This window comes from uncultured Algoriphagus sp. (assembly GCF_963974365.1).
Taxonomy (GTDB): Bacteria; Bacteroidota; Bacteroidia; order Cytophagales; family Cyclobacteriaceae; genus Algoriphagus.
In genome coordinates this window covers 54,090-68,172 of sequence record NZ_CAXBBX010000004.1, presented here as the reverse complement: position 1 = coordinate 68,172, position 14,083 = coordinate 54,090, and the positions used below count along the sequence as shown (strand labels likewise).

Here is a 14,083-nt window from a genome sequence, read left to right as displayed (position 1 = left end):
CTAATCTTTCTTATTGAGTCTATTCATATTGAACTTCATTATTTCTCATTCGCTATTCATCATTCAACATTGAAAATAAAGAATGCAGAATGATGAATTTTAAATAATGAAGTTTACAGTTCTACTACTTGAAATCTGCTACTTTCATTCCCTTACGGAAGCTGTCAAAACCAAACATGGTTGGCTCGTAGCTGTCTACAATTTCCATAGGAAGTTCAGAAGTAATAACCTCAGGCATATCTAATAGCCAAAAAGAAGCATTCACAATCAATCGACGCATATCTTCTACTTGGAAATCTATCGAAGATCCGAGTGTACTTCCCAGAACCTTTCCTGTTTTCCCTCCATCCAGCGAGTAATCCTTTGTCCAAGCTATAGGCATAATTGACTTATCCCACATTAATGGCGCTTCCGCTGTCATTCCAGCAGTAGATTGTCCATATAGAAGCACATTGGCAGACGAAGGCAAATTCTTAATCGTATACACGTCCGTTGGCGCCCAAATATCATCCACGCCTCTCAATATCGGATGATCTGCATCTCTATCCAAGCCGTCAATCAATGCTCTAGTTCCTTCTGATTTATGGATTCCATGATGAGCAACCCAGGTTTCACCTACGATCTGCTGACCAAAACCACCTTCCCAACCAGCAACTTTACTGTTCCAAGTCCATTTGGCGTATGGCGAGTTTTGGTCTTTGATTGCAAAAGGGTGTGTGGAAGTTCGAAGGGCAATAAACGGTTTGCCGGATTTGAAATAATCTTCCAAATGCTTCATCTGATCCATCGGCAAATCTCTAAAACGGATCAGCATAATTACCAAGTCTGCATTTTTCAAATGCTCCAATCCCGGAATATTGTTCTGGTAACTTGGGACAATATCACCTGTTTCTGGTTCGATTGGGAAAAGCACAGTAGTATTAAAGCCATAATGAGTTGACAATATTTTAGCCATCATCGGCATGGATTCCTCAGATCGATATTCATCATCTCCCGAGATTAGCACTATTTCCTTTCCTTTGCCAGGCCCATCTCCCCCTTCAAACTGCAAGTATGTCTTACCATTTTGGGCTGAAACACAGGAAATTGAGAATGCAGCAATCAATATCAATAAAAATGCAGGTTTTTTGGGAGATGAGTTTTTCATAGTTTTTAATGGAATGAATTGGGAAAATAGTAAAACTTTCAAGGGTTTTCGTCCTGTTCTCAGAATTCTATTTCGGTATCGATTCCGTTAATTCTTTCTCCATTCAACATAAAAATGAAAAGAGTAGCGGTAAAAAATCCCTACTTTCTCGTCTTGAAAAATAATTTGTACTCCCAAAATACCCTTATCATATGAAAAAAGACAGAAGAAATTTTCTTAAAACTGGTTCTCTGGCCGCATTCGGACTTTCAGGGATTTCCATCATTCCTTCGACCGTCCTTGGTAAATCTATGGGACATGTAGCTCCAAGTGATAAGGTTAACCTCGCTTGCTGTGGGATTGGTAATCGAGGCGCTCAGATTATGAATGCACTTTATGACACTGGGCTATGTAATATCGTAGCGCTTTGTGACGTAGACATGGGGGCACCCCATACTACTGCGATGATGGAGAAATTCCCCAACGCCAAACGTTTTCAAGACTTCCGTAAGATGTTTGATGAATTTGGAAATGGGTTTGAAGCGGTCACAGTTGGAACTCCTGATTTTTCCCACTTCCCGATCACCATGCTAGCCATGTCTGAAGGCAAGCATGTCTATACAGAAAAACCTATGGCTCGTACCTTCAATGAGATCACACTCATGATGGACTCTGCCAAAAGACATAATGTAGTTACCCAAATGGGCAACCAGGGTCACTCCGAAGGCAACTATTTCCAATTCAAAGCTTGGAAAGAAGCTGGAATCATCAAAGATGTGACTGCAGTGACTGCTCATATGAACAGCCCAAGAAGATGGCATGGCTGGGATGTAAACATGCAAAGCTTCCCAAAAGCAGAGCCGATTCCTTCAACTCTTGATTGGGACACGTGGCTGATGGCTAGATTCCCTCATGATTACAACAAAGACTTCATCAATGGACAGTGGAGATGCTGGTATGACTTCGGAATGGGCGCTCTGGGAGACTGGGGAGCTCACACCATGGATACGGTCCATGAATTCCTTGACCTAGGATTGCCTTACGAAGTAGATCCAGTGATGCTGAAAGGTCACAATCCATTCTTCTTCCCTATGTCATCTACACTGGCGTTCAAATTCCCAGAGCGTGGTGATATGCCTCCTCTGACACTCACTTGGTATGATGGCGTGGATAATGTACCTCCAGTGCCTGCTGACTATGGAACTTCCGAATTGAATGCAGATATTCCTGCAGCCAGCAATGGTCAGATTCAGCCTGCCAAACTAAATCCAGGAAAAATTATATATGGAAAAGACCTGACTTTCAAAGGTGGATCTCATGGCAGCACACTTTCTATTATTGGCGAGGAAAAAGCTAAAGCTATGGAAAGTAAGCTCCCAGAAGTTCCTGAAAGTCCTTCTAATCACTTTGCAAACTTCCTGAAAGCATGTAAAGGAGAGGAGCAGACTCGTTCTCGTTTTGAAATTGCAGGACCCCTAAGCCAGGTATTTTGTTTAGGCGTATTAGCTCAGCAAATGAACACAACCTTGAAGTTTGACAGAGAAACGCAACGCATCACCAACAACCCATTAGCAAATCAATTGCTTGGAGGTGAGGTGCCAAGAAAAGGATGGGAAGAGTTTTATACCCTTTAAGTAAAAATAAAGTTTAACATCAAAAGCTGGAATGAGAAATCGTTTCAGCTTTTTTTAGTTTTCTCACGTCGGCGTAGCGAAAATATCTCGTGGCCTACAACATTAAATCTTAATCGTATTGAATAATCTTTTGAATGGTATTTTTATCATACAACAATCGAGGTTCAAAAAACCTCAAATTGTTTAAAACGCCGCGTCGTTGCGCCGCCGAGAGAGAAAACTATGATTTGATAAGCCGGATTCTTAGAACTTAGGGCAAGGGAGAATGGTATCTCTTCTCTGCGGTTTGCCTTGGTTACGATTAGGCAAAGTCCAAGACAAACTCAATTCATGAGCTCCACCAGACTGAATTCCTAACTGAGAAACCGTGTAATCGAAGCTGTAGCCTACATTAAGTCCAGAAAGCAAGTTCAAACCGACCATCATCACAATGGCATCTCTATTACTTTGCTGCTCCACTTTTTTGTAAGGAAGGCCTCTGTACCACACCCCAAAAACGATTGGCTCCACATAAAAATAAGCCCCTACATCAAGTTGCTCAAATGGCCCTTGCTTTTTGTAATTTATAGTAGGAGTCAAATAACGCTGTCTTCTCATGTGTGTGAAATCACCACGAGAGGCACCTTCACCCAAAGAAATTCTATACCCTGCATGGGCTGAGAATTTCACTGGTAGAGGACTATCTCCATCGATAAACGATTGATTTGGCTGATTCACATGATGCGCTGATCCCCCTATCCAAAAGTCTTCGGTGAAAAACAACCCACCAAAGGATAGCGAAAGCATATTGACTGGATCTCCTAGACCAGGAATATCACTCCCAGGAAATATTGGACCAAAAGGGTCATTAGGGTTAATTTGATTTGCAAAAATCAAATTCTCGTAATAGCCAATCTCCCTCCTTATATAACTCGCCTGAAATCCAGGACGGAAATACATTTTATCACTTAATTTCAATTCATAGGAATAAAGTGCAGAAATGGTAGTGGAGCGAAGTTTGGATGCTCCCTCTGTATCTTGCATAACCATTACCCCAATACCTGAGTTGTAATCATTCAGATAGGTATCGTAGTATGCAGAAAATGTGGTGAATTGTGCATCAATACTTGGCCATTGGTTTCTGTAATTGAAACCAACTCGTCCAGTCAACTCAGATCCCGCAAAAGCTGGGTTTAAGTAAAGAGGTGCAGCGTAATATTGGCTATATTGCGGATCCTGTGCATAGGCATTAGTTCCTACAAATAGTCCAACCACACAAAGAAAAACAACGTAAACCAGAGACCGTAACAAGTATTTGTTCGTTAATTTGAATATTCAGTAGGCTTCTTCAACGTTACAGAACGTATGTTGTTTTAGAAGCAGTTCGAAAATTATGAAAAGCAGCCCTAATTCCATAAGGTTACCCTACATTTTTGCAATTACCCTCCTATTTACAACTTTTGTATTTAATACCGCGGTGCATTCGCAGGGTTTTAATGACAATGAGTGGATTTTTGGCTATTGCGGTGCATCTACGGAGAATAATTATTTATCCTTTGGAAAAGGCAATTCACCTAATGTTCAGTCTATTCCTGGTTCAATTGTTTTTACTAAAAATAATTCTGCCCTTGCGATAGACCCAATTACCGGACAGCCATTTTTCCTGACGAATGGAGAACTGGTTTATGATTTTAGCCAAAACCCTATTCAAGGAGTTGGCTCTGGGCTGAATGGAAATATCGACGGAATCCAACAAGTAGCAACAGGGTTCTTGGAATTTGACCCTGACGGAAACAAACTTTTTTATATATTCTATCTCTCGCTGGGCGGAGAACTTCAGTATGCAGTAGTGGATATGAATGCCCCTGGTCAAGCGATAGGCAATGACAGGCCACTAGGGGAAATCACCTCAAAAGACAATGTGATCGGAAATGGAAGCGGAGCAATCTTAGTTGTAAAAACGCCAGCGTCTTCCTCCTTTCTAATCAGTTTTGATAATGGAAACCTAATTTCTAGAAGCATTGATTCTGGAGAAGGGAATTTCACTACTACAGGCAACCAAGCCATTACTTCCACCCCAAAACAGCTCATTTTTAATGAAGAAACGAGCCAGCTAATTATTATTCCAGATTCTGACACTGATCCTATTTTAGTGTTAAGCTTCGATACAAGTAATGGGAATTTTGGGTCACCTACACCTATTTCTCAATCATCCGGAAATGGTAATTATGGAGGGGCTGAATTTTCTCCAGACGGAACCTACATCTACTATTCGGCAGGTGATTCACTACTCAGAGTACCTGTTTCTGATTTGTCTGCTACCCCAGAAGTAATGCCTATTATTGGCCCGGGAACTCCTCCGGCAGGCATTTCATCTGTTTATGACATCAAAGCCGGACCAGATGGCAGTATTTATTATTTGTATGAAGAGGTAGATGGTGGACCGCAAATGATAGGCAAAGTTACTAATCCAAATGAAGCTGATTTGACCTTGATAGCGATTGAGGAAGACCCCTTTGCAGGCACAGATTTTTGTGGGACTATTTTCCCAACTTTTGCTCCAAATGCTGACATAGCACCAACAGTAGACTTCACATGGGCACCTGATATGCCTTGTGCCAACAACCCAGTTCAGCTTACTTCAGAAATCACTCCTGAAAATTACAGACCCGTAAGTTTCGCATGGAATTTTGATCCCCCCCTTACAGATTCTACTGGAAATGCACTTCCGGCAGACTACGCACAAGAGCATTTTCTTATCCCTGCGGATGCTACTTCAGGTCAAAGCATAAATGTTACACTACTTGTCACTTTTGCAGATGGAGAGACAAAAACCGTTTCCCATGATATTTCTTTGGCAGAAAACGAACTTCAAGCAAACTTCTCTCCTCAAGACACGACTTTGTGCGAATCATGCTTAGACCTCAGCCCATTACTTTCGGCACAAAAAGGTGAAGAAGATGGTGGAGCTGGTGGTGGTGGCGGAGTAGGTAGCGGCCAAGGTGGTGGAGAAAACTACGAATATTTTTGGTCCAACAAGCGTGATCAAGGATGGATAGGTGAGGAGGAAAATGAAGTGTGTAAGCCTGGTTTGTATTGGGTTTTGGTGCGTGAGCCAGGATCTTCCTGCTACGCATATGCTGAGATCCGCGTGAAAATGTGGGATGTAGAAGATCAGACCAATAACATCTGGTATTTTGGTGATGGAGCTGGATTGGACTTTAATCCAGACCCGGATGACCCAGATGCTCCTACCCCAAGACCAATTGCTTCCCCACATCCACAAAATATCCCTGCAGGGACTACCACGATATCAGACCAAGCTGGGCAAGTACTTTTCTACACTGACGGGCAATCAGTCTGGGATCTCAATGGAGATTTAATGGAAAACGGGGAAGATATAGGCGGAGATAATTCCAGTAGTCAGGGTGTAATCGCAGTGCCTGTACCTACAGAAGAAACCCTTTTCTACCTCTTTACTACCCAACTTTCTGCAAATGGAACAAACGAGGCGAAATATTCCCTCGTGGATATTAAATCAGAAAATGACACGGGTGTCGGAAATGTGGTCACTAAAGACAATTTTCTCTTTAGCCCATCCACTGAGCATACTGCCGCTTTGGATGCTGGAGATACGACTTGGGTGATGTATCATGAACTTGGAAACAATACTTTCCGGGCATATCCAGTCTCTTCGCAAGGAATAGGACAGCCTATCCTTAGTTCCGTGGGAAGTAATCATGGATTCAACTCCGGTGTGGGAGCAATGAAATTCAATTCTGATGGAGATAAGATAGCTGTCACCATCTCAGAAGGAGGATGTAATAAATTAGAGATTTTTGATTTCGACAGTGACACTGGTGAAATGACGGAATACGCCCGAATTGATTTGAACTGCGATGGAGATGTGTACGGAATGGAATTCTCAGAAGACGGGGAGCGAATTTTAGTTTCTTATAGAAACGGCGGACCTGGAATAGAAGAATTCGTAATAAAAGCCAACGAAAATGATGATTCGTCGGCTGCAGTTTGCCCAGCATGTTTTGATGGAGCAAGCACAAGAGCACAAATAGAAGCTTGTATCATCAGCACAAAAAATCAAATAAGTCAAACAAGCGGACTCAATTTGGGTGCATTGCAGATAGGACCAAATGGGCAAATCTATGTAGCGGTAGTCGGTGACACTAGAATCGGACAAATCAACGTAGGATCAGGCTGCAACTCTCAAAGTACTTTTACACAAGACGGAGTAGAGCCCATGCCAGGCCCCGCTAATCTAGGTCTACCTTCTTTTGTTCAAAACTCAGGAAGTTCTATCCCAGAACCCAGCCTAGCAGCTCCTTTGAGGCTATGCTTGGACCCTGAACTTGGTGCTGGAGCACTTCTAGAAGGTGGCGGGGAGCCTGATATTGATAGTTATTTCTGGACCATCACTAATAAGGATGACGGGACAGTACTCCGAAATAATTACGGAGGTCCAGGGGACGAATTCCAAAATCTGGATCAGATCTTCAATAGCCCAGGCACTTATACAATAGAACTTAGAGTAGATAGATGTGGAGACCCTGAGTATTTCAGAGAAAGTACGGAGATCTTGGTAGAAGCACCACCTGAACTAACCCTAGCGGATGACGCTACACTTTGTGCAGGTAATCCTGTAACACTAACTGCAATCGATGGATACGACCCTGCTGAGGGATTATATGACTTCGAGTGGACCAATGCTGCCGGTCAGGTATTTGGAGACGAAAACTCAAATACGATCACTGTTGATGAAGAAAGCATCTACACAGTAAATGTGAGTTACCGAATTCCTGATGGACTTTCGGATGACGAGGCTTTGCTGTATGAAACTTGCCCTTCTACTAAAGATGTTTTTGTCGGACCAGCCTTCGAGTTTGACCTAGATCAGACTGCGACCGAAGTCTGCTATGAAGAGACTTCGGTGACATTTGCTCCTAATACACCTATTACTGGAGAATGGTTTTACGAGCTAAATGGTGACCCAACTAGAGTTGCGCTTGGAGAGTTTTTCGAACTGGAGTTATTCATCAACACACTTCCAAGTCCAGGGCAATATGAAATTATTTTTGTGACTCAAGATCCAGTTTTGGAAGGCTGTGTGGTAGAGAAAAAGGTAGATTTAGTAGTTAATGAAATCCCAGACTTTGACAATGTGAATTCTGGAGAAGCAACAGATTGTAATACTAGTGATGGTTATTTCGAGATTTACTTTAGGAATGCCGCAACTTTAGTTACAATTGTGGAAACGGGAGAGACTTTTCAGAATGTCACTGGTGGAGAATGGCTATCGGTCCAAAATCTTCTACCGGGAGTATATACGGTAGTAGCAGAGAACGAATTCGGTTGTAGTCAGACTAAAACTCAATCGATAGAAAATAAAAACCCACCACCTTCTCTATCTGACTACGGATGGGATGTAATAGGCGAAGAATGTGGTCCAAACGGAGTTGAGGACGGAGGAATTGAATTCTATTTTAACAATGGTCCTCAGAGTGGAACATATCGAATAATTAGACAGGGAGATGGTCAAGTATTCTCTGGACAATACGATAATGTTACTGATTTCGTAGTAGACCTTCCCCATGGAACCTACTTCTTTGAATTGACAGATGCCAGTGGATGTTCTGATGCTTTCAACGTCGGCTTCAGCATAATCCAGACGTTTGAGGTTGTATTCTCAGTTCCTTCTGATTTCACTGCCTGCGAAGGCTTCACTTTCACTCCTACTTCTCCAGATGCACTGAACTACACGGTGACGAATTCTGCTGGAACTACTATTTTCCCTGATACGAATGGAGAGTTTACCCTCACGCAATCTGGAACTTACACCGTCAGAGGTGAAGATCCTACTGGGATTAATTGTCCAAGAGAAGAGACAATTGTTGCAAATATTACACAGCCTATTGATTTCGAAGTTTCTCTTCCACTTGTGGACTGTCAAGTTGGAGTCCAGTATGAGGCTATTTTGAATAATGCCGATCCAGCGGATGTGATTTTCCTTTGGAAAGATAATGCAGGCATAATCGTAGGAAGAAGACAGGTTTTTGTCCCAAGTAGATCTGGCGACTACACGCTAGAAGTACAGCCAGTAGCAGGAGGCTTATGCCCAGTGGATAAAAAATCTTTCACTGCTGAGATTAATTCCCAGCGGGTAGATGTGAGTCTTGATATAGTTCCTTACTGCGTCGATCAAACTAGCACCACTATCACAGTAGTCGCGGATATGACAAATGTGGCAGATATCGAATGGTATTCGGTTGTAAATGGCACCCGTACAAGAATCCCAGCTTTTAATGGATTGCCAATCATAGAAGTTACTCAGGAAGGAACTTACGAAGCACTGCTAAGAAGTAGCGTAGGATGTGAACTTGGTAGAGCAAATGGAGTAGTTGCCAAATCCACAATTTCACCTCCGGTCGTTCCTGCTGGATTTACAATCTGTGCAATAGAAGGAGTGACTCAATCAATCGACCCTGGAATCTATGACAACTACTCATGGAAGCTAAATGGTGTGGAAGTATCTCAGGATGAAGTTTTCACCCCTACTGAGGGGGGAATCTATGAACTTACAGTTTCTGACAATCTAGGCTGTGAATACGTAGCAACCATTGACGTAGTGGAAGATTGTTCGTTAAAAATCGTCTTCCCTAACGGTGTGGTTCTAAACGATCCAAATAGAAATTTCATCCTCTATGCCAATGAATACATCGATGATATAGAAGTCTATATTTATAATCGTTGGGGAGAATTGATTTTTTATTGTGAACATGAAAACATTGAGCCAAAGCAACCTTTCTGTCCATGGGATGGGCAAGTAAATGGAGAATTCGTGCCTAACGGAACATATGCGGTCGTTGTGAAGTTTAGAAGTGAAGATCAAAACATAACCGAAAAATTAATCAAAGCCATTACAGTAATTCAATAGTATGCTTATCCTGATTTCACCAGCGAAAACGCTGGATTACTCCACTCCAGTTTTCAAAGAGTCCACCCAACCTGATTTTCAAACTGACACTCGTTCCTTAGTAAGAATAATGAAAAAAAAGTCTGCCAAGGAAATAGGTGAGCTGATGCATATCTCTGAAAACTTGGCCGAGTTGAATAATGAGCGTTTTAAGACTTTTCAGACTGACTTCACGGAGAACAATTCCAAGCAAGCCATCTTGGCATTTAAAGGCGATGTCTACACCAAAATCGATGTCGATCAGTATTCAAAAGAAGATTTTGATTTTGCCCAAGATCACTTAAGGATTCTTTCCGGTTTGTATGGCTTATTGAAGCCATTAGATTTGATCCAGCCCTACCGCTTAGAAATGGGGATAAAACTTGAAAATAAAAAAGGCAAAAACCTCTATGAATTTTGGGATAAGAAAATCGCCAAAGCAATCAATGCTGTAGCTGAAGGAAAGACGATTATCAATCTCGCATCTCAGGAATACTTCAAAGCCGTACATCAGAAGTCGTTAAAAAGCCCACTGATCACTATTGAATTCAAAGAATTCAAAGATGACAGCTATAAAATCATCGGCTTTTTTGCGAAGCAAGCTCGAGGAATGATGAGTAATTTTGCCATCAAAAACAGAATTACTGAGCCAGAGTTACTCAAAACATTTAACGAAGCTGGGTATGAATATTCAGAGAAGTTGAGTGATGCAAGTAACTGGGTATTTGTGAGGTAACATCAGCTAATATAAATTCAATTCAAAAGCAGTAAAATCGCTAACAACTTTTTTTCAGTACTATTAAATTGTAGCTTAGAGGCCTAAAAATCAGGTTTAAGTAAATCTATTTTGGTCTTAAGACTAGCTAAATACCCCATATTCGTTTTCCTTTTTGGCTTGGCATTTTTTCTTGCCAAAGGGGAATTGTTACGTCCTACAGAAAAGGATTTGTTAAGAACAAGTATAGGTTCTGCCGCAAATGACCCTGAATTGATAGGGCCAGATCGATTGTGTAATATTGTGGGAAGTGTTGTGGGTATTTTCTCCGGGGGTGGGGATTCTGCTACTGATGTTTACAAATGGACAATTTTGGCACCAGATGGTAGCGTACTGTTCACTAGACCTCCTGGAGCTTTTCAAAAAATTGAATATACTTTTGAACAATTAGGAGTACACAAAGTCAAATTAGAAGTGAGCCGGGGAAACCAGCCACCATCGAAATTCGAAAAGGAAGTTCTAATAATAAAAGGGCCGACTTTCGCGCTTTCAAGTTCATATAAAATATGTGCGGGCCAGTCCATAGAACTTCAAGCGATATCACCAGCTAGCACAAATTTCTCAAGCTACGTGTTCAACTGGACAAATGAGGCTGGTGAATTGATAGGTTCATCGAATTTATTAAGTGTGAATATCCCCGGTAAATACGATGTTGAATTCTATATACCCGATAATAATTCGAACCCCATATGTCTTAACCGCCTAGCTACTTCTGTAGAAATTCTCGATGCAGTAGAAATAGTTCAGAGCTCTGGCTCAGTCTGTAAAGACGGTAACATCACTTTTCAAACAAACCCACCTACAAAAGGCCAATGGTTTCTAACAAGTCCAGGCGAAACGAATCCAGTATGGTTAGGGGATTCGGTAGATGTCACGCTTACCCCAGATATTGATATTTTAAACTTTGGGGAATATAAGTTGGAGCTCATCATCGAGAATGCAGAGAACCCGGCATGTTCTCCTAAAGCAAGCACCGTATTTACCTACCAAGAGGAGCCTAGAATATCATTTTCCTCATCACTAGGGGCAACCGGATGCTTCAATCCTGATGGTGGATTAGAATTGATTGCAGAGACTAACTTGGACCTTATTAGTGTAGGTGGAGTTGGATCTTCCTATGGCCCTTTTACAGCTGGAGACATCATTACTATACCAAATCTAGAATCAGGGGCATACACATTATATGCCTATTTGAACGGTTGCCAGAACACCTTAGGCGCTGTAGTACCATTAGACGATTCCCCCACAGTTTTAGCATTTACAATTGAGAACATAGAGTCAGAATCTTGTACCACCTCAGGGAAAACGAATGGCTCTTTTGAAGTAAACCTAACAAATGGAGCCACAGAAGGATCTTATCGTGTCCTAAGTGAAAAAGGTGATGTCATAACTAAACAAGCGCTACCTACCATTAATCCATTTACAATAGATCTAGGAGGAGGAAATTACTTTTTCGAAATATTAGATAAAGATAGCTGTAACCTTCCCAATCGAAAGATTATTGAAATTCCAGGGAAATCTCAAACAAACTTTAATATCCCCGAACTACTGACTATTTGTGGTTCTTATGACCTGATTCCTGAAACTACTGAACCTTTGCTGTTTACCTTAACAGACCCATCGGGAAATAGCTCTTCAAAATTAGCCGGTGAGCCCTTCACAATCACTGAAGCTGGAGAATACAGTTTAATAGGGATTTTGCCAGATCAGAGTGAAATATGTCCTTCACAATTGAAGTTGACGGTCAGCACAACAGACCCTATCCCTTTTGATCCTATTTTAAAAAGCGAAGATTGCGTGATAGGAAATAGAGTCTACGAAGCTGAGATCTATGGGACGGATCCAAATACAGCAAATTTTCTCTGGCGAAATTCCGAAGGTGATACTATTGGAACCGGGCAAAACCTTTTTCTTTCTCCTACCTCAATTGGAACCTTCTCGCTGGAAGTTCAGCCCAAAGACAGTGAACTCTGCCCTATTACTCCAAAGGAATTTCTTGTAAAAGCTCCCGTCCTATTTGTGGATGCAACGATTAATTCCACCAAACTCTGTGAATTTGGCCCGGAAGCAATTGTGGAGCTTACGACCACCTCACCAGAGGCAGTTACTGATATCAGATGGCGAAGATTTAACGAAAGTGGAGAAATAGAAGAGCTATTTGAATTCAATAATCAAAAAACAATTACGACGCGTATTGGCGGGACATATGAAGCATCCGCCTATAGCATCATACCTGCTATTCAAAAAGACTGTGAACTGGGAAGAGTAACTTTTCAGCTGGATTTAACACCAGATAAAGTGGTATTTGATATCCCTGAGCAACTGACGATTTGTGACTTTTATGAATTGCTTCCAGAGACCACACAAGATCTTCAATTCTTCTTAACCACGCCCTCTGGTGAGGTGGTTGAAAAACCGTCTGGGCAAACATTCACTTTAGATGAAGCCGGCACCTACACTTTTCTGGCATTTGATAGCAATAGCCCCTCAGTTTATTGCCCTGAGCAAAAAGAGCTGGTAGTTATCTTATCGGATGCAGTGGATTTTGAGCCAGTCATTTCTGAAGAATTTTGTGATGGCAGTATTACTTACCAAGCCATAGTAACAAATTATTCCATTGAGGATGTAGACATTTCTTGGAAGGATAAAGATGGAAATCAGATTGGAACTGAAGAGTTTCTTACGTTAAGAGAGCCTGGTAATTATTCTCTTGAAGTGCAGCCTTCCAATGTAATACCTTGCCACATTGAACCTAAATCCTTTGACGTTTTACCACCAGTTTTGGAGCTAGACGTGCAGTTGGTCGCGGAGCCTCTTTGTCCAGATAGCCCATCTGCCAGCATCGTTGTAGAAACTGATTTCACCACTGTAGAGTCAATAGAATGGTGGTACACCACTCCATCTGGGGAACAATCGGAATTAACTGCTGAAAGAAACAGGCAAGAAATCTTAGCTACAAATGAAGGAACTTATGAAGTCCGAGTCTTCAATGCTATCCCGTGCCTGTTAGGAAGTGATAAAACCTTAATTCTTAGAAGTACGGACACAGTCAGGCCACAGGTAGAAGAAAGCTATCAAATATGTCCTAAATATGAAATTGCTCCCACGATAAACCCTGGTAGCTTCGCAAGCTATGAATGGTATTTTGGAGATCAGCTGGTGTCCACTAGCCCTGTCTACAAACCCAACCTGATTGGTGACTACAACCTAATTGTTTACAGTCAGGAAGGCTGTGCATACCAAACTAGCTTTGTCACTGAAGAAGAGTGTGAGCTTAAGGTAATTTATCCAAATGCGGTGCAGCCAGGAAATCCCGAAAAAGAATTTTTACTCTACACAAATTACCTTATTGATGAGTTGGATTTGGTAATTATGAACAAATGGGGTCAGGTGGTTTTCCAATGCTCCAAAACCAATTTGATTTCGGAAGAATCCACCTGTGCTTGGGATGGTACGTATGATGGAAATGCCATTCCAAATGGAACTTACGCCGTCCGTCTTAATTTTAAGAATTACGAAAAGAACATCACCAAGACTGAGTTTGGATCTATTCTCATCATAGAATAGCTGTGCAAAACTGAATTGGAACATTTTTTGACCCA

The 14,083-nt window shown here is 41.6% G+C and carries 6 protein-coding genes; 4 read left to right on the top strand and 2 right to left on the bottom strand.

Annotated elements, in window-relative coordinates; translation table 11 throughout:
* Positions 1-124: 124 nt before the first annotated feature.
* Positions 125-1,147 carry a ThuA domain-containing protein gene (locus AACZ87_RS06525; RefSeq protein ID WP_339865894.1) on the bottom strand — a complete coding sequence of 341 codons (1,023 nt, stop codon included), beginning with the start codon at positions 1,145-1,147 and terminating at the stop codon, positions 125-127.
* 191 nt (positions 1,148-1,338) lie between these two features.
* Here AACZ87_RS06525 and AACZ87_RS06520 point away from each other — a divergent pair, with 191 nt between their 5' ends.
* On the top strand, positions 1,339-2,760 hold the full coding sequence (locus AACZ87_RS06520) for a Gfo/Idh/MocA family oxidoreductase (protein ID WP_339865893.1): 1,422 nt from the start codon (positions 1,339-1,341) through the stop codon (positions 2,758-2,760).
* Between the two features lie 243 nt (positions 2,761-3,003).
* Here AACZ87_RS06520 and AACZ87_RS06515 read toward each other — a convergent pair whose 3' ends face one another.
* Positions 3,004-4,050, bottom strand: a complete 1,047-nt coding sequence (locus AACZ87_RS06515) for a type IX secretion system membrane protein PorP/SprF (protein ID WP_339865892.1) — start codon at positions 4,048-4,050, stop codon at positions 3,004-3,006.
* Positions 4,051-4,132: 82 nt separating this feature from the next.
* Between AACZ87_RS06515 and AACZ87_RS06510 the strand changes: the two genes are divergently transcribed.
* The 3 genes from AACZ87_RS06510 (at position 4,133) to AACZ87_RS06500 (ending at position 14,048) form a co-directional block, all read left to right on the top strand.
* On the top strand, positions 4,133-9,688 hold the full coding sequence (locus AACZ87_RS06510) for a gliding motility-associated C-terminal domain-containing protein (RefSeq protein ID WP_339865891.1): 5,556 nt from the start codon (positions 4,133-4,135) through the stop codon (positions 9,686-9,688).
* A 1-nt stretch (position 9,689) separates the two neighbouring features.
* Positions 9,690-10,442 (top strand): peroxide stress protein YaaA, encoded by a 753-nt coding sequence (yaaA, locus tag AACZ87_RS06505; protein ID WP_339865890.1) that lies wholly within the window; start codon positions 9,690-9,692, stop codon positions 10,440-10,442.
* Positions 10,443-10,553: 111 nt separating this feature from the next.
* Positions 10,554-14,048, top strand: coding sequence for a hypothetical protein (locus AACZ87_RS06500; protein WP_339865889.1), 3,495 nt, complete (start codon positions 10,554-10,556; stop codon positions 14,046-14,048).
* Positions 14,049-14,083: the final 35 nt, after the last annotated feature.